Genomic DNA, 25,073 nt, shown 5'->3' with positions numbered 1-25,073 from the left:
GTTAACTCGGGCTGTATACCCTCTAGATAGGCTGTTTTGAGGTTGTTTGCAAAACTTCGGAGTGTGTTAAGTGGTACTCCAATATTCCTCACTTTACACGTGTTTAATTGTGTTTTTATTGTTAATAGCGCAAAAAAGAAGAGATATTTGTCACAGTAATGTAGGCATAGAACAGCTTTCCAGCGCTGATTTTTACAACTTTTGAGTACAGTAGTGAAACATATCTTTGCGCTAAGTATCTGTTATCTAATGGTGAGTTTGTATTTTTAACCATGAAATACATGTAACGGCCTCGCAAATGTAGCTACATTCAGTTACATCTGGTTGACAATATCAATCTAACAATCTGGTTACCCTTTGTTCACAATGGCTACGTAAATTAACAATTCGCGCAATAGCTCGTTTCAGAGCACTATATTTTGAACCCAAATTGACAGAGAGGCTCTGTGAATATTTGTCTCGTTCAAAAAGTCTAACAGCGAATTTAACAGAATAAAGTCAGGAACTAGAGATGAAAAAACTAATGACAGTAGGCGTCGTAGCAACGCTTGCCACGGGTTGTGCAACAACCGAACAAACGACTGCCTCTAACAAGGCGCGATATGAGCAACTCGCGAATGTGTGTAATGTGAGTTTTGACGACAATTGGCAAGGTCAAGTTGCAGCAAGCGAACTAAACCGCGGTTGGATTAATATAGGTCAGCCAGAAGCTTGTGTAGATCTTATTGCTCCTAATGCGGCTCACAAGCTGGTTCAAACGCAAACTGGTGTATATAAGCAATACATTATTACAACGGCTTATAACCAAACGGGTAATGATGTCTACCCAAGTAAGTTTATGCATGTTTACACCGAAAATGGTGTAGTGACTGCTATTCAGTTGTAACCAAGATCTAAGCTGCTACTTGGATATAAAACAATAATAAAGAAAAGGCTCCCATTCGGGAGCCTTTTTACTTGAGTCGTTATTACATCTATCGTGATTTTTTACTGTGGCTTTTCTTCGGTTTTCGGTCGTTAAACTGGTTATCCGAGAAACGGGTTAGGCCTTGTTTGCCTTTAGCCGCTGGTTTACCTGAACGATTAGGGCGCTTAATACCTTCACCTTTTTTATAGCCTTGGGCATTGTTTTTCCCTTTACCACCTTTCTTGTAATGCTGGTATGAACCCTCTTGTCTACCTGCAGCAGGTACTAAACAACCTGGTTTACTGCCAATTAATTTTTTCGCTAAACCCATTTTGGTAAGTGCTTCACGAATTAACGGCCAATTGTTTGGATCGTGGTAACGCAAGATGGCTTTGTGCAATCGTCGTTGACGTCCACCCTTAGGCACAGCAACCGTTTCACTGTTCTTTTTCACGTTTCGCAGAGAATCAATTTCTGTATGGTATAGCGTTGTAGCGTTAGCTAACGGCGATGGGTAAAAGTTCTGTACCTGATCTAGCTTGAAGTCATTCTCTTTTAACCAGAGCGCTAAGTTCACCATGTCCATGTCGGTTGTACCCGGGTGAGCCGAAATAAAATAAGGTATTAGGTACTGTTTTTTACCAGCGGCTTTCGAGTACTTATCGAACAGTTCCTTAAAACGATGATAGCTGCCCATACCTGGCTTCATCATTTTATTGAGTGGGCCTTCTTCGGTGTGCTCTGGAGCTATTTTCAAATAACCGCCGACATGATGCTCTGCTAGTTCTTTCACATAGTCAGGATCTTCAATAGCCAAATCGTAACGCACACCCGATGCAATAAGGACTTTTTTGATACCTTTTACTTTTCGCGCTTTGCGATAAAGATTGATCGTTGGCGTGTGATCAGTATCTAAATGACCACAAATCGTTGGCCATACACAACTTGGTTTACGGCACGTTGCCTCTGCTTTTGGGCTTTTACAGCGCAGCTGGTACATGTTTGCTGTTGGACCGCCTAAATCAGAAATTACGCCAGTAAAACCTGGGACTTTTTCTTTAATGTCTTCAATTTCTTGCAGAATTGACTCTTCAGAACGCGATTGAATTATACGTCCTTCATGCTCGGTAATAGAGCAGAAAGTACACCCGCCAAAACAGCCGCGCATAATATTAATCGACGTTTTGATCATGTCGTAGGCAGGTATTTTTGCGTCGCCGTAAACAGGGTGGGGCACACGTTGATAAGGCAAACCAAACACGCCATCCATTTCTTCTTCAGAAAGTGGGTAGGCAGGAGGGTTTAGCCAAATAATTCTATCACCATGCTTTTGCACTAAAGGTTTAGCACTACCAGGGTTAACTTCTTGGTGAAAAATTCGAGACGCATGGGCGTACAACACCTTGTTGTCTTTTACCTGCTCAAAAGTAGGCAGGTTGATATAGGTGGTTTCCCATGGCTTTAACTTCTTTTCCCAGGTTTTATTTTGATAATCTGATATTTGGATAGGTTGTGCCGTTTTAGTGACGTCTTTCGTCGCGTCGACGGTTTGAACGGCTTCTTTCTCGCTGGTACAAGCTTCCGTTGCTGTAGTATCAACATACGGGCTTGGAATAGGGTCTATTTTCCCTGGTTTATCAATAGAGCGAGAGTCGATACCTTTCCAGCCAGGCAGGGCTTGTTTCGTTAAAAATGCAGTGCCTCGAATATCGGTAAGGCTACTAATGTCTTCGCCATTAGCAATGCGGTGTGTTAATTCGACGAGCGGGCGCTCAGCATTACCATAAACCAGAATGTCGGCTTTAGCATCAAACAGAACTGAACGTCTCACTTTTTCTGACCAATAGTCGTAATGCGCTATCCTACGCAAACTGGCTTCAATACCGCCGATGACAACGGGCACACCTTTGTATGCTTCTTTGCATCGCTGAGAATACACCATCACTGCACGGTCAGGACGCTTTCCACCTTCATTATTAGGCGTGTACGCGTCGTCATGGCGAAGTCGCTTTTCTGCGGTGTAGCGGTTGATCATGGAGTCCATGTTGCCGGCAGTTACGCCGAAATAGAGATTTGGCTTACCAAGTTCCATGAAGGCGTCTTTTGACTGCCAGTCTGGCTGCGCAATAATACCAACGCGGAAACCTTGTGATTCAAGCATGCGGCCGATAACGGCCATACCAAAGCTAGGGTGATCCACATAAGCGTCACCTGTAACCAATATAATGTCACAACTGTCCCAACCTAATTCGTCCATTTCTGCACGCGACATGGGCAAGAATGGCGCAGTGCCATAGCATTCCGCCCAATATTTGGGGTAATCAAAGAGTGTGACTTTAGGTACAGGTATCATTCAGCTCGCCTTGTTTATCTTGCTAGCCCAAGTTCGTTAACTGAAACAGGGGCGCGCGATTATAACAAATTAATCAATTAAAACGCATTAGTTTACTTGGCGAAATAGCCTAGACTAAAGGTTAGTCGCTAAACGATTAAATGGTCGAGTAACGCAGTTAATCGTTTTCTAGGACAGTAAAATCGGGTATGTTAATGTCCAAATAATCATATTAACCATTTTTTAACTAGACACTATGTATCGTACTTATATCGCTCGCCAAGCAATAATGGACCGCGAGGCTCGCACTATGGGCTATGAGCTCTTATTTAGAGACAGTCCTGAAAATAAGTTTCCTGAAATCGATCCTGACATCGCCAGTTCTAAATTAATTGTTCAAAATCATATTCATGGTGATATAGAAGCTATCACTATGGGAAAGAAAGCGTTTATTAATTTTACTGAACAGTATTTGATTAATAAGTTTCCGCTGTTATTCGACCCGAAATCTATCGTCATTGAGTTGATTGGTCACAGTACAACCAATGAACGTTTAACGAAGATAATTCAGTTCTATCATCAGCGAGGCTATGAAATAGCGTTGTCTGAATATGACATGGATGAAAAGTGGTATTCCTTATTTCCATATATTGATTATGTCAAAGTTGATATTGATAAAATAAACCCGAAACGTCTTATTGGCACTGCCAAACAATTTCGCGATCACAATGTGAAATTAGTGGCAGAAAAAGTTGAAAGTAAGCACCAAATTTTGTCGCTCGTGGAAGTGGGCTTTAATTTTTATCAAGGGTATTTCTATCACGAACCAGAGATTGTTGAAGGACAAACGATTGCCCCAATGAAAGCACAAATGCTGAATTTGATGGGGGAAGCATTTAAATCACCTCTGAATTTTGATGCGATTGCAGACATTATTAGTCATGACGTTCAACTGAGTGTTGGTTTGCTTAAGATGGTGAATAATGTTGCAACAGGCACACGTGTTGAAATTACCTCACTGAAACAAGCTGCTGCTTATTTAGGTGAAGAAAAGCTTAGGCAATTTGTGTCTATTCTAGCTTTGTCTAAGATGTCTACCGAGAAAACTGATGAAGCGGCAAAACAAGCACTAATAACGGCTAGGTTGATGGATGTTTTGGCAGATACAGCGACATTTTCATCAGTTAAAGAATATGCCTTTATTACAGGCCTTCTTAGCGCTATTGAGGTACTGCTTGGTCAGTCTATGGAAGAGATCGTAAAACATATGCCATTGGCTGAAAATATAGAGCTGGCGTTGCTTGGAAGAAATGGTTTACTTGGAGAGCTTCTAATTCTCACAACTGAATACATACTCGGCCAAAATGACCAAATGAACGATAAGCTGTCGTCGTATGACATCAATCCAAGCTTTATGCATGAGAGATTCGTATCCGCCAGCGAATGGTGTAAATCACTTACGGAGGCTTAAGCCTCTAGCGCCTAGTTAAACGCGACTAATGGTATGTTAGTCGCAACACACCTTTCCCTACACAAAATTTCCATTACACTGAAATAAATAACGAAATAACGTGTGTAATGGAAAACCTATGAAACATCATGTGCTTGCTATTGCGGTGACCGCATTAACGGTCGCTTGTGTTAGCAATGAGCCACAACAAGTAATCAACTCAAGTAATACCACTCAACAAAAAAAGCCTATTACTGTAATGTCGCCAACTAAGGCACATACTGACGTTGAAGTTGTTAACAAAGCAATTACATTAGAGCAAATTATGGCAGATCCTGATTGGATCGGTCGTGCACCGGAAAGGTGGTACTGGGGGGATGACAGTGAGACGGTGTACTTCGAGCAAAAGCAAGAAGGTAATCCAATCCGCGACCTCTATCGTGTCAATCAACAGAGTAAGCAAACGGAGCGTGTACCTTTAGCAGAAATGCATGTGGTGGCAGATAGGTTTGCACAGAAAAACAAGGATGGAAGTAAAGAGGTCTATGTCTTTAAAGGTAATGTCTTTGTAAAAGTATTAGCGACGGGAAAGGTGACACAATTAACCTATACGTCGGCCAAAGAAAGTCAGGCGATGTTCCTCAGTAGTGGTGATGTGGCTTATCGAGTGGGAAATAAGTTTTTTCAACATAGACTGTCCGACAATGGTGTAGTTGAACTGGCTAGCTTGAAAATGGTTGCACACCCAGGAGGGGCTGCGTCGAGCGAGAGTTACTTGGCGCAAGAGCAACGAGAACTCATTGATTATATTGCCTTGCAGCAACGAAATAGCGCGCTTAAAGAGCAATACCAACAACGCTTAAAAGCTCAAAACAGCACGGTTACCACCACTGAATTCTATTTAGGGAAAAACAAGCGCATCGTTCAAGCTTCGTTGTCACCGAATGGTGACAAACTTGTCGTCAGTATTGCTGATAAAGGTAACGGCCGAGCTGATACGGACATCATGCCAAATTATGTAACAGACAACGGTGATATTTGGGCGGAGAGAGTTCGATACCGGGTAGCAAATAACCGTAAATACCAAGAGCAGCTGTTGTTGCTAGACCTTAAGTCAGGTGGTGTTTTTCCATTAAGCTTTGATGTACTTCCTGGCGCATTTGACGACGTACTAGCGCAAGTAAAACAAGAAAACCATGAAAGGGAAGGCAAGACATATACACCATCTGAGAGCCTAAGACATATCCATGTAATGAATACGTGGCAGCCAATAAAGTGGCAACTAGATGGCAAGCAAGTGGCGGTAATGCTTGAAGCTTGGGATAACAAAGACAGATGGCTTGCTACGGTTAATTTATTAGAGAATAAACTACAAAGTCAGCATCGGTTGCACGATGAAGCATGGGTTGGTTACACCTTTAATCAATTTGGTTGGATAGGAAACCAAGGGAAACTGTTTTATTTATCTGAAGAATCTGGCTATTCCCAGCTATACACCAAATCGTTAAAAGGTAAGGCTTCCGCGTTAACACAAGGGAGTTTTGAAGTCAGTGACATTGCACTGAGCAACGACAATGAGCGCTTCTATTTTAAAGCTAACATCAAACACCCTGGGATTTACGAGGTGTACTCAATAGATGCTAGCGGTGAGAACCTTGAGCAACACACAGATCTTGATGGGTTGGTGGATTATGTGTTGAGCCCTGATGAACAGTCGTTGTTGCTTGCTCATTCGAAAGTCACGCAACCAACAGAGCTATATACGAAAAAAATCGGTAGTAATGACGTTACTCAAATAACGAGTACTGTGAGTGACAAATTTAAAGCTATGCCATGGTCAATACCTACGGTAGTTGCAATTCCTTCTAGTTATCAAGAGCAGCCCATATATGCGCGTATCTACTTCCCGAAGGACTACGATAAGCGCAAACAAAAACTGCGTGCTGTTATGTTCAACCATGGTGCAGGGTATCTTCAAAACGCGCACCTAGGGTGGTCAAATTATTTCAGAGAGTTCATGTTCCATTCTATGTTGGTACAACAAGACTATGTTGTTATCGACATGGACTTTAGAGCGTCAAAAGGGTACGGCCGAGACTGGCGTACTGCTATTTATCGCCACATGGGAAAACCTGAAGTGCAGGACATGCTAGACGGGGTAGATTGGTTAGTAGAAAATGCCAATGTAGACCCCTATAGAATCGGCACTTACGGTGGTTCATATGGTGGCTTTTTAACTTTAATGGCGCTCTTTACTGAGCCTGAAACATTTCAGGCTGGCGCTGCATTGCGATTAGTCTCTGATTGGGCATATTACAACCATGGATACACCTCAAACATATTGAATACGCCAGGTGACGACCCTATCGCTTATGAACGTAGTTCGCCGATTTACTTTGCTGAGGGACTGACTAAACCCTTGTTAATTAACGCGCCTATGATAGATGATAACGTGTTTTTCCAAGATACTGTGCGTTTGGTACAGCGATTAATTGAGCTAGAAAAGCAAGATTTCGAAACGGCTATTTATCCTGTCGAACCGCACAGTTTTGTACAACCCAGTTCTTGGCTGGATGAATATCGTCGAATATACAAACTATTTGAAAGTAACCTTTAACTCTTCAATATAAAGGTTGTTCAGCCGTAAACGTAAGTCGAGCGAATAGCACGGTAATAGCCGTGCTTTTTGCTCACTTGATAAACTGATGCTCGATCAGCACAAATCCTCAACTGCATCGAGACTTTAGTCGATAAAATGTAAATTACAGGTGACAATGCTGTAGCGGCTGTATAAGCTTTTCACATCTTTTCTTAGCAATCTATCTAACGTTGACAGCAGTTTATTCTCTTTTTCTGATTTTTTTCTGTCTAGGGCTAGGGTATGCAACGCATGCATTTGTCGACATCATTCCGCCCAGCTTATATGGCATGTTTTACCTTGCCATTGGCTTGCAGCTTGAGCTTTTTAACGCCAAAAAAATGGATGCGACCGTTAACTGGATTATTAAGCACATGGGCGTATGTTTTGTGCCAGCTGGCGTAGGTATTATGAATTATGGAGATTTAGTTGTTACTCACGGGATTTCTATTTTCCTATTTACTGTTGTGACTACCGTTTTACTCATGATATTGGTCTCGTGGTCGTACAGTCGATTGCAAACAAGGAAAAAGACAGGGGTGAACCATGATTGAGTGGCTGTCACTAAGCTTTGTTGGTTTTTTCCTTTTTACTGTTGGCGTTTATCAGGTATTTGCTTTTATCCAACAAAAGTCAGGCTGGCCGTGGTTGAACCCGATGATGATGAGCATGTTTGTCATCATTCCAGCGTTACTTTTTACAAGCACAAGCTTCGAGCATTATTATCAATACACTAATATATTCAGCATGTTGCTTGAACCAGCCATAGTTGCACTTGGCTATCCGCTCTATTTGCAATTTAAAGTGATACGAACAGAGCTTTTCGAAGTTATCACAGCGCTAGTTGTCGCAATTATCATCATGTTGGTAGTAAACACCTTGTTTGCCGTTTTGCTGTTTCAGCAAGATGCTATTGCGGTGTCACTTGCGCTTAAGTCAGTCACCACTCCGATAGGCTTGGCACTCACTGACCAGTTTGATGGTATCGCAGCAATTACCGCAGTTGCTATCATTATTGCTGGAATTGTTGGTGGGGTATATGGATTGTCGATATTGAAACTATGTTGCATTGACGATGCTAAAGCACAAGGATTAGGCGTTGGCTGTGCAAGCCATGCGTTAGGTACAGCCTGTATAACACCTGTCAGTTACCAGCACGGTGCTTTTTCGTCTCTGGCTTTGATTCTGTCAGCGTTGTTAACTGCACTGATAACACCTTTCGTTATTCCGACGATATTAAGCTTTCTAGCCAATCATTAATAATTTGTTCTGCTTCACCAGATTGCTTCATTCGCATAATAACGTGATTGAGCACATCGATGGTTTCAGCATTAGTCTCTTGATGACAGGCCAAGTAATAACTGAGTGGCTTGTCGTGTAACGTGAGAAATTGTTTAAAAATATTGGGATCGATTTTGTCGTAAATAGCTCTATGCCTTATGGTCATAATGTCCGATACAATTAAATCAATGCCTTCGCGGTGTGCCAGCAGCTTAAGGAGAGATTGTGTATTGTCGACGATATAGAGATTTACGTCTTCTTCGAATCCATTGTCTAGCAATACCTGATGTGAAGCGTCATCTCTGAGTACCGCAACTTTATAGTTTTTTGCTTCCTCAATAGTTTGGATTTGTTTTATTGAACTAGACGCTAATCCAAAAAATGATGAGTTAGTTTCAACGATTGGAGCCACCCAATGAAATAGTGCTTCTCTTACGGGCGTTCGAGCGATTGAAAATATGCAGGTATTTGGTGCTTTTTGCGCTATTTCATAGGCCTGCATCCAAGGGTATGCAGTAAAAGAGTAGTCAATCTTTGCGTGCTTGGCTGCAGCTTCAACAATTTCAGTAGCAAAACCTGACACGCCACCTCGTGAATCAGCAATTTGATACGGTGGTAAATGCTCTGTGACAAAGCGTATATGTGGTTGTGCCGCTGAAGTTGTAAATGAAAACCAACTACATGCGAGCAGTACTGCTAGCCATCTTGTGAACACCAATTTTCACTCCTTCGTCCTCTTCAACATCCATGTTTGCAATAGAAAAAATAAACTACCAACGGCGGCGCCATATAAATGCGCGTCTATCGCAACCGTTGCTTCGATTAATGACGATACGTCATTGGATGCGCCATTGATCTGTTCCATAACTATTTTAACCCATAGCCCTAAAAATAATAGGTAGCCGGTATTCTCTTTATGCTGAATATCTTTTAAAGCGCCCCAGGCAAATATCCCATGTAAAATGCCAGAAAGCCCGACATACCGCTCTAGAGACGAAAAGTAGAGCATGATGATACTGATTATTACCGCACAACCCAGAAACAGTAAGACATAACTTTTTATTGTATAAAACTGTTTATGAATGGCAGTAAGTAGCGTTAAACCAGCTAAGTTAAGCAACAAATGATAACCATTAGTATGAAACAAATGCCCTGTAACAATACGCCATAGTTCACCGTTCAATATTTTCACTTTGTCGTAATCAAAAAAGGCAACGTGATTGTTGAAAACAAAGGCCAGCAAAGCTAACAGCGCAACTATAACGGGTATGAGAAAACGGGAATGTTGTTGAAATGTGATCACGGATTAATAGTGGTGGAAAATAATATCCTGCATAATAGGTACATAAGTGTATAGAACAGAAACTTTAATGACCAGAGACATTTGTGCACAGTGTCAGCGACCACCACGTGCATGCATATGCCAGTTCATGACAAATATCGACAATCAGTGTACGTTGGTGATATTGCAGCACCCCAAAGAACAAAATCACCCAAAAGGCAGCGCGCCATTGCTACAAGGTTCACTGTCTAACACTATCACTTTTATAGCAGAGAACTTCGATAAAAATGAGGCGTTTATTAGTTGGTTAGCGAGTCATAAAGCACAAACTGCGTTACTTTATCCAAGTGATAATGCCCAAGAGCTAACGTTGGGAAAAGCTGACTCAAAGCCAATTACAAATTTAATAGTGGTTGATGCTACATGGCGTAAAGCATTTAAGATGTACCAAATATCATCCGCTCTGCAAAATTTGCCAGCGGTAACATTGCCAAAGGGGCTTCAAGGCAACTACGCCATTCGCAAAACTAAAAAAGAAAACGCTTTGTCGACTCTCGAAGCCTGTTGCTATGCATTGTCAGTAATTGAACAAAACGAAAATAAATATCATTCTCTGTTAAAAAGCTTTGCTCAGTTCAATGCATTTCAGTTATCGTTTAGACCATCACTTCAAGAGTAATTCGAGAATATGCAGAAAAATATTGCCAAGTTAGCTTGTTCAATAGCTTTAGCCTTTACGACGAGTTTAGCAGTCGCCCAGACAACAGGCGCGTCTGTGCAAAAACGTGAAGTAAGAGAGCCTGAAGCAGCGACGGGAAGAAGCGTTAATCAAGTCGTTGTCGGCCAAGAGTACATGGTAGCAGCAGCCAACCCTTACGCGAGTGAAGCTGGTTACAACATGTTAGCGCGCGGTGGCAGCGCTATTGATGCGGCTATTGCAGTTCAACTTGTTCTTACACTTGTTGAACCTCAGTCTTCAGGTATTGGTGGTGGTGCTTTCATTCTGCATTGGGATGAAAAGAATCAACAGCTAACAACGTTAGACGGGCGTGAAACAGCACCGGCAAAAGCAACAGCGGATATGTTTATTGGCGCGGATGGTAAACCGGCGCGTTGGATTGATGCAGTTGTTGGCGGTCGTTCTGTTGGCGTTCCCGGCGTATTGATGGCGCTTAAACAAGCCCACGATAAACACGGCAAGCTACCTTGGAAGGCGTTGTTTGACGATGCGATTACACTTGCAGAAAAAGGTTTTGTAGTATCGCCGCGCTTACAAAAACTTGTCGGAATGAAATTCAACCCTGGTATTGTCAAAATGCCAGCGATAAACAATTACTTTTTTCCTAAAGGCAAAGCGATAAAGGCTGGCGACGTTTTAGTGAATAAACCGCTAGCTAAGGTATACAAAGCTATTGCAGAGCAGGGCGTAGATGTTTTTTATAAAGGGTGGATAGCAAAAGATATCGTCAATGCAGTCAATACAGCATCGATAGAGCCTGGTGTGTTAAGCATGGATGATATGGCTGGCTATTCAGCTAAATGGCGTGAACCAGTTTGTGGGCCGTACAAGGTGTTTAAAGTATGTGGTATGGCGCCGCCAAGCTCTGGTGGTGTTGCGGTTATTCAAATACTTGGGCAATTAGAAGGTTTTGCGATTGATAAACTTCAACCAACAGATGTTGAAGCAGTTCACTTGTTTACTCAAAGCTCTCGATTGGCGTTTGCAGATCGCGACAAATACATCGCCGATGAAGATTTTGTATCAGTACCGACCCAGACCTTAGTCTCGCCAAGCTATATGGCAAACCGTGCGAAACTTATCAATACCGATACCGACATGGGTAAGGCTACTGCTGGCAATGCAACACTGTTAGCAAGAGCGAATGATGATAGTTACGAGTTACCTTCCACCAGCCATGTGTCAATTGTTGATGGTGACGGTAACGCGATATCGATGACGACGAGTATTGAGATGGCGTTTGGTTCTGCACTGATGGTTAACGGTTTTATTTTGAATAATCAGCTGACTGATTTCTCATTATCACCGGAGCGTGATGGCAAGCCAGTTGCCAATCGTGTTGAACCATTTAAGCGTCCGCGCAGTTCTATGGCACCTATGATGGTATTTAATGAAGATGGTTCGCTTAAATTAGTTGTCGGATCGCCTGGTGGTAGCCGCATTATAAACTATGTAGCACAAACCATGATTGGCGTATTGGATTGGAAATTGGACCCTCAGCAAGCGATCAACCTACCGAAGATGACAAACCGTAACAAAGTTACAACGTTAGAGAAGGGCACGCCAATTGCGAACCTTCAGTCAGCGCTAGAAGCGAAAGGCCACAAAGTCTCTGTGAGAGATTTAAACAGCGGCATTCACGCTATTGAAGTGCAGAATGGTAAATTGTTAGGCGGTGCAGATCCTCGCCGGGAAGGCAAGGTGATGGCAAAGTAACGCCTGACTATTAGACAATAAAAAAAGCGGCCATTAAGCCGCTTTTTTTATTCATTAATTACTTAGAATGGGTCTTTTAAGATTTTATCGATGATCCAGCGACCATCTTGTTGAATGAGGCGCAAGCGCTTTACGTCTTTTACCCGGTCTTCTAAGTATTTACCATCAAAATAAATCGTGATGTCAGCTTTTTCCTTGAACTGCTCACGCACTTTAACACCACTGTCATCAGGCTTAATTTCTACCGAATCATACTGCATATTGAACAAGTGTCGCGCTACTGCGGTTGTTGAGTTGTAGTGAAGAAGAATACGAGCGAGTTTAGGTCCACAAACCGATGCTGCTTTTTTAATATCTTTCTGGTTATACAACGCATCAAAAAATGCAACGGCAACTAATTCAGGGTTTTGAATTTCGGTAATGTCTTCTTCTTTTTCACAGCCGAAAAGAGAAATGGAGAGTAAGAGAACTAATCCTTTAAGTAATTTCATAAGGTAGAACAAACTGAAAATTTGTCCCTATTTTAAGCATAAGCAAGAATAACTTGCACGAAAAAAGGCGCTGAATGCGCCTTTTTTAATCAATAAAGCAAGAATAGCTTATTGAACTAGCTCTTTATCTGAGAAGCTGTCTGTAAATAGCGGGCTTGATAAGTAACGCTCTGCTGAGCTTGGTAAAATAACCACAATGTTCTTATCTGCATTTTCTGGCTTTTCAGCAAGACGTTTTGCTGCAACAACCGCTGCACCAGAAGAAATACCAGCTAAAATACCTTCTTCCTTCATTAGGCGGTGTGCCATTTCCATCGCTTCTTCGTTTGATACTTGCTCAACAGCATCAACAAGTTCTAGGTCTAAGTTACCTGGAATGAAGCCAGCGCCGATACCTTGGATTTTATGTGGTCCAGGTTTTAACTCTTCACCTGCTTTCGCTTGTGTAATTACAGGTGAATCAACTGGCTCAACAGCCACAGATGTTAGTGCAACCCCTTCTTTTAATTTCAAGTAGCGGCTTACACCTGTGATAGTACCACCTGTACCAACACCTGCTACGAAGAAGTCAATTTTACCGTCCATATCTTTGAAGATTTCCGGACCTGTTGTTTCTTCGTGAATTTTTGGGTTTGCTGGGTTTTCGAACTGACCAAGTAACACATACTTGCTAGGGTCTGAATCGCGAATCTCTTGTGCTTTCTCGATAGCACCTTTCATTCCCTTAGCGCCTTCAGTTAGCTCAAGCTTTGCACCTAGTGCAGCAAGAAGCTTACGACGCTCAAGACTCATTGTGTTAGGCATTGTCAATGTAATAGGGTAGCCACGCGCCGCAGCAACGAATGCTAGTGCGATACCTGTGTTACCACTAGTTGGTTCGATGATCTCTTTACCGTCACCAAGAAGACCTTTTTCTTCAGCATCCCATACCATGCTAGCACCAATACGACACTTAACGCTGAAGCTAGGGTTACGTGCCTCCACTTTTGCGTAAACATTACCGCCAGTTACGCGATTTAGTTTAACGATTGGCGTGCGGCCAATACTGGTTGAGTTGTCTTCAAATATAGTAGTCATTACCTAATCCTGTAGATTATTCAGATAAACAATATAGAATTGTCAAAATTACATTGTAAAGATTAGCTTTTAAAAGAAAAAAAAGAAGTGACTTTTCGTTATATCTTATATGCAAAAATGGAATAACGACTGTCTAATTTAGTTCTAACGATTGGAAATTTTATGACGCAATTCACCGGTACTTCAGATTACATCGCTTCAAAAGAGTTACAGTTGGCTGTTAACGCGGCTATTAGCTTGGAGCGTCCATTACTTATTAAAGGTGAGCCAGGCACCGGTAAAACCATGTTGGCGGAGCAATTAGCCGCATCGTTAGATACAGAACTTATTCAATGGCACATTAAATCAACCACCAAAGCCCAACAAGGTTTATATGAATATGACGCGGTTTCACGTTTACGAGACAGTCAGTTAGGCGACGAAAAAGTAAAAGATATCAGTAACTACATTGTCAAAGGTAAGTTATGGCAGGCATTTACCCACGGTAAACGCCCAGTACTGTTGATTGACGAAATTGACAAAGCCGATATCGAATTTCCAAACGATTTACTTTTAGAGCTCGATAAAATGGAGTTCTTTGTATATGAAACACAAGAACGCGTGGTAGCAAAGCAACGTCCTATTGTGATTATTACGTCAAACAATGAGAAAGAATTACCCGATGCATTCTTACGTCGTTGTTTTTTCCACTACATCAATTTCCCTGATGCAGAAGAGATGCAAGCCATCGTTGAAGTTCACTTCCCTGGTATTAAAAAGCAATTGCTCGACCAGGCACTAGCATCGTTTTTTGATCTACGAGACATCCCTGGCTTGAAGAAGAAACCTTCAACGTCTGAGCTTATTGATTGGTTGAAACTACTGCTTGCTGAAGACATACCAACGGAAGTACTTCGCGAATCGCAGCAGAGTAAAGCCATTCCACCATTACACGGTGCATTGCTTAAAAATGAACAAGACGTGCATTTGTTCGAGAAGCTGGCGTTTATGAATCGCTCAGGTCGTTAAGCCATGCTTATCGAATTTTTCTACAAGGTCCGCGAATATCGTGTGCCTTGTACAATACGCGAGTTGCTTGACTTGATAAGGGCGCTTGAAAAAAACGTTGTTTATGCCGACATAGACGCATTTTATGCAATTAGCCGTGCATTGTTGGTCAAAGATGAAAGTTACTTTGACCGTTTCGATCGTGCATTTGCCGACTATTTCAAAGGTGTCGAGTCACTTGATTTGGATTTATCTCAAATTCCAGATGAGTGGCTCCGAAAGCAACTCGAGAAAACCTTGTCTCCGGAAGAAATGGCGGAAATTGAGGCGTTGGGCGGTTTTGATAAGCTTATGGAAACACTAGCTGAACGTTTGAAAGAGCAGGAAAAACGACATCAGGGTGGTAATAAATGGATTGGTACGGGGGGGACGTCTCCATTTGGTGCCTATGGTTTCAACCCTGAAGGTGTTCGCATTGGCCAGAAAGAGTCACGCCATCGTAAAGCCGTTAAGGTGTGGGATAAACGTCAATACCGCAATTTAGATAACCAAGTCGAAATAGGGACGCGTAATATCAAAGTGGCACTACGTAAGCTTCGACAGTTTGCGCGAAGTGGCGCTAGTGATGAATTAGCCCTTGATGATACGATTTCAGCAACAGCAAGAAATGCGGGCTACTTAGATATCAAAATGAAGCCTGAGCGCCATAATGCCGTAAAAGTGTTGATGTTTTTCGATGTGGGCGGCTCTATGGATGACCATATTCGCGTATGTGAACAGCTATTTTCAGCAGTTCACACTGAATTTAAACACCTTGAGTTTTTCTATTTCCACAACTGTTTATATGAGCATGTTTGGAAAGAGAACGAGCGTCGTTACAATGAACATCATGATGTGCTGGATGTGTTACACAAATTCAGCCGTGACTATAAGGTTATCTTTGTCGGTGATGCTACGATGGGGCCGTACGAGATTACTTACCCAGGTGGCAGTGTAGAACACTGGAATCAAGAGGCTGGAAGCGTTTGGTTAGAGCGGGTTACCGAACACTTTGATAAAGTTATTTGGTTGAACCCTCAACCTGAACAAGCGTGGCATTACTACCCGTCGATTCAAATTATTCATCAATTAATGCATAAAAAAATGTATCCAATGACCATTTCAGGTTTAAGCGAAGGCATTAAAGCATTATTGTAATTAGGTAAAAAATAAACGAAGGATTGTCGCTTGGACGCGAAACATCAGATAAAAACAACTGACAGCACACTCGCTGTCGCTGACAGCGTTAATGCAGAGTTGGCACAAGACGCGATATCACTGTCGAAAGACGAAACGCGTCAAATACTGACGCCATTTGCGTTTGAAATTGATAAATCATTATTTGGTCTTCCATTGGCGTCACCTTATAAACGTGCGGCGGCAATCGCTGTAGATGGTTTGCTAGTGGCAATGTTGAGTAGCACACCAGGTGAAATTTTGGCGATCTTCGTTGCCATTGCGTTGTTTCGATTTGGTAGCAATAAACGCGCAGAGCAAATGGGGCGAGAGCGCGGCCGTAAGCGTCGTTTTCTGATGCGTTTAGTTGGTGCATTCACTGTGTTTGTTGTACTCGCTGAAATACTGCCTAAAACCTTCAACGACCTTGGTTGGTCCGGCCCATATAATTATGGCGGTCAGTACAGTCGAAATGATGATAGGGATGCCATTGAAGGTGATATTGAAACGTCTTTAAAAACGGCGGCTGAAGCAATCGTGTTTAGTGTCGCGTTTTCTAAAGCTGTCGCTAAAATTGACGAGAGTGACTGCCAAACTGTCGATTGTTGGTATCAAGACTTAACACCGGCTGCTTTGACTTTGAACGAGTTGTCGCTGCCACTTAAAGATAGAAAGGGGCTTGTTGAAGAAGCCGTGGGTGAAATTGACCTATCCTCTAATGATAGAGAAGAACTGGCCAGTAGACTTTCAGCTTTGTTAATTGAATTACCTGAAACCAGCACAAAAACGAGCGAAGAGGGATTTTCAACGCCCGCTGAAGACACTGAAAATGATAATGTGGAGCCGGCAATAGCAGCTACAAGTGAAGCCACTGAAAAATCTGACAAACCGGTTTATTCAGTGATTGAACTCGCGAAGGCCCTGATTGAGGATCTTGGTTTAGGCTTTGGTTGGGCCGCATTCTATTTCACTGTGTTTACGTCTGTCTATCATGGAAAAACACCTGGTAAAAAGTTGTTTGGTATCCGCGTAATTCAACTAGACGGCACTCCGCTATCAATGTGGGATAGTTTTGGGCGCTATGGTGGCTACGGTGCTGGTATAGCGACGGGTTTACTTGGTTTTATACAAATATTTTGGGACGCCAATAGACAAGCCATTCACGACCAAATATCAGCAACTGTCGTTATTGATACAAGAAAAGCTAAACAACAATTTGAGGGATAACAATGAAAATAATACCCAAAATAGTGATTACGATGGCCCTGACAGTGATGTCTCTGAAAGCATATGCAGAGGACTTAAAACTGGCCAAAGAGCTGGCTATATTTGAGCAATACCTTGGGAGCTGGGAGTCGGAGTTTGACCCAAAAGAAGGTCAGCCAAAAATGGTGGATGTGTCCAAGTGGGAAAGGGCATTAAATGGCACCACAGTTAGAACACTCCATTCAATAAATGACGGAATGTATGGTGGCGAATCACTGATCTTCTTTGACAAAGAGAAAGGCAAGGTGGTTTTTTATTACTTTACTACTGCTGGCTTTTACACTCAGGGTTGGATAGAGCAGATTGCTGACAATGCGTTTGTTGCTTATGAAGATGTCTCAGGGAATAAAGACGGTATCACGCAAGTCAAATCAACAAGCACCTTAACGCCTAATAAGATTACGGTTGAAACCAGTTATTTTAAAAAAGGCAACTGGACGAAACCTGAAGCGCGTATTTATGTCCGTAGTGAGAAAACAGTGACCTTCAAATAAACGCAACGAAGAGGTGGGCTTGGCTGATAAAGCTTTGCTTACCTCTTGACTATCGCCTCTCCTAGATACCTTTTTATGACTTTTTTATCACCATTGTTTGCGAGAAATTGCGTAAGCTTATGATTGAACTGATCTCTTAGTGATTTAGAAGCAAAGCCCGCATAAGCATTGACTTCAGGAATGACTGCGTGTGTAGAGATGAGCGTTGGTTCTAGGTCAAGGTGATATTGGTTGAAATAATAGAAAAATATATAGTAGTCCAATACAACAACGTCTGCCCGCTTGTTAACGAGTAAAGACGGAAAAGTCGACATATCATGCAACTCTCTGTAATTCGCTTTTTTTACAGCGTCCTCAAATGCTGTTCCAAAATAACCCGTAGCTCCTTGAAATGATACGACACGCAAGCCTTTTAGGTCGGTAAAATCATTAATTTCAATGTTATCGCTACGTAAACTAAAAATAGTGGGTTTATAGCGAATGATAGGAGCAGAATAGTAGAGTTCTGGTGTGTCCTTTTGCAGAAATGTCGGTACAACTATATCCGCATTTTTAGCGATGACTAATTGTTTAGCGCGATGAAGTGGCGCGTAGATGTAATGGGTGGAATAGCCCAACTCTTTGATTATTTCGCTAACAATATCTAGGTCTATTCCAGAATTATTATCTGCGATCATATGAGGTGGACCATCGTCACTAGCGATGGTGACTTGGTCTGTAGCCAATAATGGCGCGCAATTGAATCCTAATACCAATGCGGCCAATGTGACGAATTGCCTATGTAACACCATCCATTTAGACATCTGATGTTATCCTTAACTTTAAAAAAGTTTTACGCTTCCTTATTCAGTATATGTCTACTAGCGCCAAGCATAGCTAATTTTTGTAAATAAAGTTCTCTGCTGCTGTTTTAGGTTACCGACAAAATCATCTTCAAAACTGTTGTCAGAGTACCCCAAGAAAAATACGGTTTGCGGGTTTAACTTGTATGAATAGATTAACTGAGTAGATAACGTATTAACTTGCTCGCTATAAAAACTAAATGGATTGTTGTCCGGGTTATAGTCAATATCTTCGTAAACCAAGCTCAGTTTTAAAGAACTATGCACATCAAAATAGTATCGTAAGCGCAAGTCCATAATATTGGCCGTATATACGTTTTTGTTTTCGGCTTCTAATTCACTGAATGTATGGGTTGCATCGACTTCAGTGTTTGGCTTAGGGTACCAGGTGACATTTGTTTCTAGTTCTATGTAATCGCCTAGGCGGTTATTGTCATAGTCAATTTTGTCTCCCAAAACCCCGTAAAATGAAGCGTAAAACTCGCGATTTAGCCGCGACTCTGCATAAAGTACCCATTGCCTTTCATTAAACCGTTCAGTGTTTTCATCAATGGCAAGGTTTGTATCGTCTAATCTGAGGCCCACTTTAGTTGCATCGACATAGGTGAGCTCCAAATAAGAGCGCAAAGGACCATCTAAGCTAAAGCCAAGCTGATTCTCTCGACTGATGAGCTCATCATTATCATTGTGTTGAATTGAAAAAGCGGCGTTCACTCCGTATGTTGGAATCATTGCTTTTTCATCGTCTTGAAAGAATTTACGCCTGATATAAAAGCGATCATCAACGTAATCAATGCGATTAATAAAGCCTAAATCTGCTCGAAAGTCCTCACCAAAATACTGACGCTCTGCATCGATAATCCAATCTTCTGATTCATGCAGATAGCTAATTAAGTAGGCAGCGTCATCAAAGCTGTCATCTTTTTTACTTCTCAGTACTTGTTCGTTGTAGTTGCAATTGCCAAAGGAGCATGGCTCGCTAGGTGGCTCGCAATCGCTATCGCAAAAATCTTGAAAAAGTGCCTCTGGGTATTCGGTGTCACTGAACATCCATTGTACGTTGATTCTATCTGTATCAGTGAAGCGATATCGCCCATCAATACCAAAAACACTATTGTGGTAATCGTCGCTAGTTCGGTTAGTTGCAATCAAACCGATAGTCTTGTTTTGGTCGATATCGTACAAGTAGCGCACTGCAGAGGAATGACTCTCTTCGTTCAAAGAAGCAATACGAGCACTTAAGTTACCTGACAATATAAAATTAGTCTCAGTATCGTGGCTAACAAAAATACCATAGCTATGTGCTTGATTTGTGCCTGTAAGTTTTACGCCATAATCAGGATCAGCAATATTCCGCGTGTAAACAAGATTGGTAGGGGTTTCAAAAAAGTTATTGTTTTCTAGGAAAAAGGGACGTTTTTCTTGAAAAAACAATGAAAATTTGTTGTTTACTGAAAGCTGTGCGGCATCAGCTTCAACCGTTGAAAAATCCGGGTTTATCGTTGCATTCAACAGAGTTTGGCGGTCAATACCCCACCTTACATCTAAGCTTGGCTCAATGTCGCTATCACTGTCCCAGTCACTATCGGTGTCATAAATGTCACGTTGTTCATCGTAACTTGCAACTAATGCAGGTGTCAGTTGAAGGTTGCTGCCTGCTCGGGCGTTTTCAAAACCGGTTGCTTGCGGATATTGGCATAGCCAGCACGCATTGTTGCGATCTAATTCAATGTTGGATATGCGTAGTCTTGTTTGATCGGCATGAACACGCACAAGTTCGAATGGCCATTGTTTGACATTATCAGACTCCTCAAAATTCATAATTGAATACGGAATTGCCATTTCTACTTGAAAGCCGTCATTCGTTATTTTGCCATACGAATCCCAAATTCCATCCCAAAGATCGTTCGCGTTGCCTGTGATTTCGTTATAAATCTCGTCGTGTTGAATGCCAAAAGCATTGACTAGAAAAGTGTATGTGGTTCGTCGATTATTTAACGTGTCGAGTTTGATACCAACAATATCATCGCTCCAGCGGCTATCTCGTTCACCATAAGTCGCGATAATTTCTTGTGGATTAGGGTGCTTGGCTATAAAAGCGATGAGGATATGTTCACCGGTATCGACTAGCTTTGCTTGGGTATCTACAGGACTAGGGGTGTTATTTAAAGGGCTGGTAACGGTATTTACAGCAATTGATTTGGCGTCTAGCCAAACAGGGTCAGTTAAGTCGCCATCAATTTGATAGCCTTTTGTGCTATGCGGAATATGAACAAGCGTATTGGCTTGGTTTTCATTTGCGATACTAGCGTATGGAAAGAAAAATGTTAATCCAACGATTGTAGCTATACTGCGGCGAACTAGCGTTGACATCGTAACGACCTTGTTAACTTATTATTATTTTTTTAAAGCGCTGTATTCTGTCAAAAAATAGACACATTCTCAATTGAATTAAAAAGGCCCTTGAGGGGCCTTTTGCTTAATAGATAGTTATGGTGGTAACACTATTTTAACCACGCATAACTGAACTTCATGAAAACACTTCTTAAGTCTTGTTCAAGGTCACCAAATGTTCCTTCACCATCTCTGTGTTCAGAATAGCCGAGGTAGAACACTGTTTGCGGGTTAATTTTATAGGCATACAGTAATTCTGCAGAGAAGTCTTTAAAGTCGGCATCGATGTCTGTCGGGTCAAATAGTGGGTAGTTTGCAGGGTTTCTGCTCGTATTATTATAAATTACGGTTAAGCGAACAAAACTTTGCACGTCAAACTGGTAGGTTGTTCTAAAGTCAGTTAGGCGGGCAATAAAAACGATTTCACCATCAGCGTCTAGTTCGCGATAGGTGTGACGCAGTTTCATTTCCAAGTGCTGATTGACATTCCAGTTAATAACAGGGCGCACGTATTTCTTTTTGCCAAGGCGGTTGTTATTGATATCAATATCATCGCCCCATTCGAATCGAGTGCTCAAATATAAACCTGAAATGGGTTTAATCTCTGCAAAAAAATCATACTCAGTTTCGCTAAACAGGGTAGTATTGCCGTCGATGGCTAAGTTACTCTCGTCTAGACGCTTTCCTACTAAATCTCGCGTTTTGTAAGAGAGGCGGAAGTAAGACTCGTAGGTAGCATGCAGCTGAACATTACCTTCAAACTCCTTTTCGATCAGTTCACCGTCATCATTGTGTGTAATGTCCCAATCAGAGTATGCGCGTGCTTGTGTCCACCACTCGCCTGGCTCTGCATACCAAGTACGTTCTGCACCAAGCACCGCTTTATTATGATCAACACGGGGAATAAAACCTAAGTCACCTCTGAATCCAGCATTTTGGCGATCGTAGGTTGCACGGTAATGCCAGTTTTCGTCATCATGGCGATAACTAAAGCGAAAAGCGTTACCGCTAAAGTCACCGTCCTTTTGTGTGCGAAGTACACGCTCGTTGACGTTGCAGTCACCCAGTTCACATGGTGTTATATTTTCCTCTTGGCATTCGGTTACATCTTCGGCATCACAAAACTGTTCAAATAAATCTTCTGGATACTCGGTGTTTGAATATAGTTGTTGCACTCGAAAAACGTCATATTGGTTCATGCGATACCTAGCGTCTACACCGTGGACATGGTTGTGGTAGTCTTCTGATGTCCGCATAGTGCTTATCCAACCTAAGGTCAAATCGTCGTTGTAGCTGTTTCGATACCTAAAGGCAGCAGATTGAGATTCATCATCTATTTCCGCTACGCTGGAAGAACGGTTACCAGGGATCAGGATATTAGTGTCCTGATCATCAGTGACGAACAAACCAAATGAGTGGTCATCCTGACGCCCCGTTAGCTTTGCGCCGTAATTGGGCGCGTTAATGTTGCGGGTGTATACTAGGTTATAGTTTGAATCGAAGTAGTCGGCGTTATCTAAGAAGAAAGGGCGCTTTTCTTCATTAAATAATGCGAAGTTGTTATTAATGTTAAGTTGAGCGCGGTCAGTTTCTACGGTTGAAAAATCAGGATTAATTGTCGCGTTCAATAAGATATCTGGAGTAATGCCCCAACGGATATCAAGAGAAGCTTCTGACGTTTCATCATCTTGCCATATGCCGTCATCATCTCGCTCTTCCGCTTTCCCCAAAACAAGTGATGGCGTAATGGTTAAATTGTTTCCTTGCTTGGCACCGATAAAACCTTTTGCTGGCGCGTGCTGGCATATCTCACAATCGTTACCGCGATCTAGATAAATGTTAGAAATACGCAAACGCTCGTCGCGAGGATAAAACCTAACAAGTTCAATGCCCCATGTTTGCTCTTCCAAATTCTCATTGAAATTAAGCATACGTAACGGCAAAGCAAATTCAACCACATAGCCATCATCAGTAATTCTGCCAGCGCTTGGCCATATGCCATCCCAAGAATCACTCTCGCGGCCAGTCACTTCGCTTTCTATGCCGTCAATTTGAACACCTAGTGCATTGACCATAAAGCGATATGCAGAACGTTGATCGTTATATGTATCAATTTTGATACCGACAATGTCGTCACCCCAGCTACGATCGCGGTCTTTCAAAAATGCGCGAATTTGCTCAGGGTTTGGGTCTTTTGCAACAAATGCGATGTAAAAGTTGCTGCCATCCTCCATAAGATAAGCTTCGGTTTCTATGGGGCTAGGGATATTGTCATAGGGGCGGGTAACGTTATTAACCAATACACGCTTAGCGTGTTCCCACTGCGGCTCGTTTAAATTAGCATCAATGGAAATTTCTCCATTGATGCGAGGGATATCTATCGGTGAGATGGACTCTGCTTGAGCCAAAAGCGAAAAAGCGACCAATGAACCGGCGGCAATACTGCGTTTCGCTTGACGATAAAACGACATAAATGAACTCGAAAAAATAGTTAGCATTACAAATTATTACGCATATCCTGATTAATGAGACATTTTCAGTCAAAGTGAATACGACCAATAGACACTTAGGTAAGATAAAAGGTAAGCAACTGACAATTCGTAAAAATTTATGTTAACCGCTGGTAAATAGAGCAATAAGATTTTTACATGCATCAATGTATTTCCATCATCCAGTATTTGTCATAATCTATGGCTTTGTTGTCAAGCCTGATGAGGTTGTGTTTACCTGATGCCGTTTAGTTTGATTGATATTATTGCCTTGAGTGTGTTTTTTGTCTGTTGGGTTGGGTATACCGCATTTGCCCGAAAAAAAGCGAAAACGACTGACTGTATCGCAAGATGCCTCCATCAGCACCGAATCCACTGGATGTTAGAAATCATTACGCGCGATATCCGGGTAAGTGAAGCAGCGCTATTAGCCAATTTAGAACGTAATATTGCTTTCTTTGCTTCAAGCACCATGCTGGTCATTGCAGGTATATTGACGTTATTTGCACAGGTAGAGAAATTAGAAAGCGTGATTGAATCTTTACCTTATGCCGACTTATCAACGCATTTGGGTATTCAGCTAAAATTGGCGCTAATGGCCGTTATTTTTGTTCTAGCGTTTTTCCACTTTACATGGTCGATGCGTCAGTATGGATTCTTAAATGTCATGATAGGTGCTGCGCCAGTTGATTTAGCGGGTACCAATGAAAACCTAAAACGTTACGCTAAACAAATGGCGGTAGTGCAAGACCAAGCCGCGCACTCCTATAACTATGGATTACGTGCTTATTATTTTTCGCTAGCAGCGATTTGCTGGTTTTTTCACCCTCTCGTGTTTGCTGGTGCCAGTATTCTTGTCGTTTACACATTATATATTCGAGAATTTCAATCAAAAGCTGTTCGTGCTATCACCGTTGGGCAAGACTTATTGTGGCAAGAACGCAATGCTAAAGAGTAACCTAGATAGATGAATAAGGCGTTTAGTAGATACTCAGTAAAAGACTTTGATAATTTTGATTGTGTTAAATTATCAAAAACCATCTACCTTGCACTCGCTTTTTTACTGAGAGGGTATTTAGTGTGGTTGATGTCTGTGACCAACATGCAAGACAGGGTTGGTGTTATATCATGGATATATCCCGATCCTGAATTATTCTATTTAAACTTAGCATCTGGGTTCATGGGCGTTATTTTGGTGTTTGTTATTAGTCTACGCAGACCAAACGCATCTCACTGGGTGAAAAGGGTTTGGCCTCATACCCGCACACTAATTGCCATTGCTTGTTTACTGGATATTGGGGTGTTAACTGGTGCCTACCTTTTACTGCAACTTGGCGATATGACGAGTTTGTTGCTTCAAGCTGTTGTCGCTTTATTTTGCGTCGCTATGTGCTACTTCAGTAAACGTTTAGCCTATAATTTACAGGAGTTTCCTGAACCTGTGCCAGAAAAGTAATAACTGTTAAGTTTTTG

The 25,073-nt window shown here is 41.9% G+C and carries 21 protein-coding genes; 13 read left to right on the top strand and 8 right to left on the bottom strand.

Going from position 1 to position 25,073, the window contains the following annotated elements; all coding sequences use genetic code 11:
• Positions 1–511 precede the first annotated feature (511 nt).
• Positions 512–886 carry a hypothetical protein gene (locus ACFSJY_RS11880; protein WP_386034502.1) on the top strand — a complete coding sequence of 125 codons (375 nt, stop codon included), beginning with the start codon at positions 512–514 and terminating at the stop codon, positions 884–886.
• Between the two features lie 88 nt (positions 887–974).
• Here ACFSJY_RS11880 and ACFSJY_RS11875 read toward each other — a convergent pair whose 3' ends face one another.
• Positions 975–3,260 (bottom strand): YgiQ family radical SAM protein, encoded by a 2,286-nt coding sequence (locus ACFSJY_RS11875; protein WP_386034500.1) that lies wholly within the window; start codon positions 3,258–3,260, stop codon positions 975–977.
• 235 nt (positions 3,261–3,495) lie between these two features.
• Here ACFSJY_RS11875 and ACFSJY_RS11870 point away from each other — a divergent pair, with 235 nt between their 5' ends.
• The 4 genes from ACFSJY_RS11870 to ACFSJY_RS11855 all read left to right on the top strand — a co-directional run bounded on the left by ACFSJY_RS11870 (position 3,496) and on the right by ACFSJY_RS11855 (position 8,587).
• Entirely contained in the window at positions 3,496–4,710 is a 1,215-nt protein-coding gene (locus ACFSJY_RS11870) for an EAL and HDOD domain-containing protein (RefSeq protein ID WP_386034498.1), read from the top strand.
• A 118-nt stretch (positions 4,711–4,828) separates the two neighbouring features.
• Positions 4,829–7,306: a S9 family peptidase gene (locus ACFSJY_RS11865; protein ID WP_386034496.1), complete on the top strand. Its 2,478-nt coding sequence runs from the start codon at positions 4,829–4,831 to the stop codon at positions 7,304–7,306.
• Between the two features lie 212 nt (positions 7,307–7,518).
• The gene (locus ACFSJY_RS11860; protein WP_386034495.1) at positions 7,519–7,881 is read left to right on the top strand and encodes a CidA/LrgA family protein; all 363 of its coding nucleotides are present in this window, start codon (positions 7,519–7,521) and stop codon (positions 7,879–7,881) included.
• Positions 7,874–8,587: an LrgB family protein gene (locus tag ACFSJY_RS11855; protein ID WP_386034493.1), complete on the top strand. Its 714-nt coding sequence runs from the start codon at positions 7,874–7,876 to the stop codon at positions 8,585–8,587. Before ACFSJY_RS11860 ends, ACFSJY_RS11855 begins: the two co-directional genes overlap by 8 nt.
• Here ACFSJY_RS11855 and ACFSJY_RS11850 read toward each other — a convergent pair.
• Both ACFSJY_RS11850 and rrtA read right to left on the bottom strand, forming a co-directional pair.
• Positions 8,550–9,323 carry a substrate-binding periplasmic protein gene (locus ACFSJY_RS11850; protein WP_386034491.1) on the bottom strand — a complete coding sequence of 258 codons (774 nt, stop codon included), beginning with the start codon at positions 9,321–9,323 and terminating at the stop codon, positions 8,550–8,552. The genes ACFSJY_RS11855 and ACFSJY_RS11850 overlap by 38 nt on opposite strands.
• 6 nt (positions 9,324–9,329) lie before the next feature.
• Positions 9,330–9,911: a rhombosortase gene (gene rrtA / locus ACFSJY_RS11845; protein ID WP_386034489.1), complete on the bottom strand. Its 582-nt coding sequence runs from the start codon at positions 9,909–9,911 to the stop codon at positions 9,330–9,332.
• Between the two features lie 67 nt (positions 9,912–9,978).
• Between rrtA and ACFSJY_RS11840 the strand changes: the two genes are divergently transcribed.
• Both ACFSJY_RS11840 and ggt read left to right on the top strand, forming a co-directional pair.
• Positions 9,979–10,569, top strand: coding sequence for a tRNA-uridine aminocarboxypropyltransferase (locus tag ACFSJY_RS11840; protein ID WP_386034487.1), 591 nt, complete (start codon positions 9,979–9,981; stop codon positions 10,567–10,569).
• Positions 10,570–10,578: 9 nt separating this feature from the next.
• On the top strand, positions 10,579–12,345 hold the full coding sequence (gene ggt / locus ACFSJY_RS11835; protein ID WP_386034485.1) for a gamma-glutamyltransferase: 1,767 nt from the start codon (positions 10,579–10,581) through the stop codon (positions 12,343–12,345).
• A gap of 62 nt (positions 12,346–12,407) precedes the next feature.
• Here ggt and ACFSJY_RS11830 read toward each other — a convergent pair whose 3' ends face one another.
• Both ACFSJY_RS11830 and cysK read right to left on the bottom strand, forming a co-directional pair.
• Positions 12,408–12,836, bottom strand: a complete 429-nt coding sequence (locus tag ACFSJY_RS11830; protein ID WP_386034483.1) for a hypothetical protein — start codon at positions 12,834–12,836, stop codon at positions 12,408–12,410.
• A gap of 108 nt (positions 12,837–12,944) precedes the next feature.
• A complete protein-coding gene (gene cysK, locus ACFSJY_RS11825) occupies positions 12,945–13,913 on the bottom strand; it encodes a cysteine synthase A (protein ID WP_386034481.1) in 969 nt (322 codons plus the stop codon).
• A 162-nt stretch (positions 13,914–14,075) separates the two neighbouring features.
• Here cysK and ACFSJY_RS11820 point away from each other — a divergent pair, with 162 nt between their 5' ends.
• The 4 genes from ACFSJY_RS11820 to ACFSJY_RS11805 are packed head-to-tail and all read left to right on the top strand — an operon-like array spanning position 14,076 to position 17,875.
• Entirely contained in the window at positions 14,076–14,921 is an 846-nt protein-coding gene (locus ACFSJY_RS11820) for an AAA family ATPase (protein WP_386034479.1), read from the top strand.
• 3 nt (positions 14,922–14,924) lie between these two features.
• On the top strand, positions 14,925–16,097 hold the full coding sequence (locus tag ACFSJY_RS11815; RefSeq protein ID WP_386034477.1) for a vWA domain-containing protein: 1,173 nt from the start codon (positions 14,925–14,927) through the stop codon (positions 16,095–16,097).
• A gap of 30 nt (positions 16,098–16,127) precedes the next feature.
• A complete protein-coding gene (locus ACFSJY_RS11810; RefSeq protein ID WP_386034473.1) occupies positions 16,128–17,342 on the top strand; it encodes an RDD family protein in 1,215 nt (404 codons plus the stop codon).
• A gap of 2 nt (positions 17,343–17,344) precedes the next feature.
• A complete protein-coding gene (locus ACFSJY_RS11805; RefSeq protein ID WP_386034471.1) occupies positions 17,345–17,875 on the top strand; it encodes a hypothetical protein in 531 nt (176 codons plus the stop codon).
• Positions 17,876–17,913: 38 nt separating this feature from the next.
• On the opposite strand, the gene ACFSJY_RS11800 is transcribed toward ACFSJY_RS11805, so the two are convergent.
• The 3 genes from ACFSJY_RS11800 to ACFSJY_RS11790 all read right to left on the bottom strand — a co-directional run bounded on the left by ACFSJY_RS11800 (position 17,914) and on the right by ACFSJY_RS11790 (position 23,582).
• Positions 17,914–18,678 (bottom strand): substrate-binding periplasmic protein, encoded by a 765-nt coding sequence (locus tag ACFSJY_RS11800; protein ID WP_386034469.1) that lies wholly within the window; start codon positions 18,676–18,678, stop codon positions 17,914–17,916.
• A 57-nt stretch (positions 18,679–18,735) separates the two neighbouring features.
• Complete coding sequence (locus ACFSJY_RS11795) at positions 18,736–21,090, bottom strand: carbohydrate binding family 9 domain-containing protein (RefSeq protein ID WP_386034467.1); 2,355 nt, start codon at positions 21,088–21,090, stop codon at positions 18,736–18,738.
• A 131-nt stretch (positions 21,091–21,221) separates the two neighbouring features.
• On the bottom strand, positions 21,222–23,582 hold the full coding sequence (locus ACFSJY_RS11790) for a carbohydrate binding family 9 domain-containing protein (RefSeq protein ID WP_386034465.1): 2,361 nt from the start codon (positions 23,580–23,582) through the stop codon (positions 21,222–21,224).
• A gap of 259 nt (positions 23,583–23,841) precedes the next feature.
• Between ACFSJY_RS11790 and ACFSJY_RS11785 the strand changes: the two genes are divergently transcribed.
• Together ACFSJY_RS11785 and ACFSJY_RS11780 are read left to right on the top strand one after the other, a co-directional pair.
• Positions 23,842–24,558: a DUF599 domain-containing protein gene (locus ACFSJY_RS11785; RefSeq protein ID WP_386034463.1), complete on the top strand. Its 717-nt coding sequence runs from the start codon at positions 23,842–23,844 to the stop codon at positions 24,556–24,558.
• A gap of 9 nt (positions 24,559–24,567) precedes the next feature.
• Positions 24,568–25,056, top strand: coding sequence for a DUF2919 family protein (locus tag ACFSJY_RS11780; RefSeq protein ID WP_386034461.1), 489 nt, complete (start codon positions 24,568–24,570; stop codon positions 25,054–25,056).
• Positions 25,057–25,073: the final 17 nt, after the last annotated feature.

The organism is Thalassotalea euphylliae (assembly GCF_042682785.1).
GTDB lineage: Bacteria > Pseudomonadota > Gammaproteobacteria > Enterobacterales > Alteromonadaceae > Thalassotalea_F > Thalassotalea_F euphylliae.
Note: the sequence above shows the minus strand (reverse complement) of the source record. Positions and strands in the feature narration are given on the sequence as shown.

What these genes read in the sequence shown, in the direction of transcription:
- ACFSJY_RS11780 (WP_386034461.1), top strand. Translation starts at nt 24,568, where the DNA reads ATGAATAAGGCGTTTAGTAGATACTCAGTAAAAGACTTTGATAATTTT.
- ACFSJY_RS11840 (WP_386034487.1), top strand. Translation starts at nt 9,979, where the DNA reads ATGACCAGAGACATTTGTGCACAGTGTCAGCGACCACCACGTGCATGC.
- ACFSJY_RS11870 (WP_386034498.1), top strand. Translation starts at nt 3,496, where the DNA reads ATGTATCGTACTTATATCGCTCGCCAAGCAATAATGGACCGCGAGGCT.
- ACFSJY_RS11785 (WP_386034463.1), top strand. Translation starts at nt 23,842, where the DNA reads ATGCCGTTTAGTTTGATTGATATTATTGCCTTGAGTGTGTTTTTTGTC.
- ACFSJY_RS11805 (WP_386034471.1), top strand. Translation starts at nt 17,345, where the DNA reads ATGAAAATAATACCCAAAATAGTGATTACGATGGCCCTGACAGTGATG.
- ACFSJY_RS11855 (WP_386034493.1), top strand. Translation starts at nt 7,874, where the DNA reads ATGATTGAGTGGCTGTCACTAAGCTTTGTTGGTTTTTTCCTTTTTACT.
- ACFSJY_RS11795 (WP_386034467.1), bottom strand. Translation starts at nt 21,090, where the DNA reads ATGTCAACGCTAGTTCGCCGCAGTATAGCTACAATCGTTGGATTAACA.
- ACFSJY_RS11820 (WP_386034479.1), top strand. Translation starts at nt 14,076, where the DNA reads ATGACGCAATTCACCGGTACTTCAGATTACATCGCTTCAAAAGAGTTA.
- ACFSJY_RS11800 (WP_386034469.1), bottom strand. Translation starts at nt 18,678, where the DNA reads ATGTCTAAATGGATGGTGTTACATAGGCAATTCGTCACATTGGCCGCA.
- ACFSJY_RS11815 (WP_386034477.1), top strand. Translation starts at nt 14,925, where the DNA reads ATGCTTATCGAATTTTTCTACAAGGTCCGCGAATATCGTGTGCCTTGT.
- ACFSJY_RS11790 (WP_386034465.1), bottom strand. Translation starts at nt 23,582, where the DNA reads ATGTCGTTTTATCGTCAAGCGAAACGCAGTATTGCCGCCGGTTCATTG.
- ACFSJY_RS11865 (WP_386034496.1), top strand. Translation starts at nt 4,829, where the DNA reads ATGAAACATCATGTGCTTGCTATTGCGGTGACCGCATTAACGGTCGCT.
- ACFSJY_RS11830 (WP_386034483.1), bottom strand. Translation starts at nt 12,836, where the DNA reads ATGAAATTACTTAAAGGATTAGTTCTCTTACTCTCCATTTCTCTTTTC.
- cysK (WP_386034481.1), bottom strand. Translation starts at nt 13,913, where the DNA reads ATGACTACTATATTTGAAGACAACTCAACCAGTATTGGCCGCACGCCA.
- ACFSJY_RS11875 (WP_386034500.1), bottom strand. Translation starts at nt 3,260, where the DNA reads ATGATACCTGTACCTAAAGTCACACTCTTTGATTACCCCAAATATTGG.
- ggt (WP_386034485.1), top strand. Translation starts at nt 10,579, where the DNA reads ATGCAGAAAAATATTGCCAAGTTAGCTTGTTCAATAGCTTTAGCCTTT.
- ACFSJY_RS11880 (WP_386034502.1), top strand. Translation starts at nt 512, where the DNA reads ATGAAAAAACTAATGACAGTAGGCGTCGTAGCAACGCTTGCCACGGGT.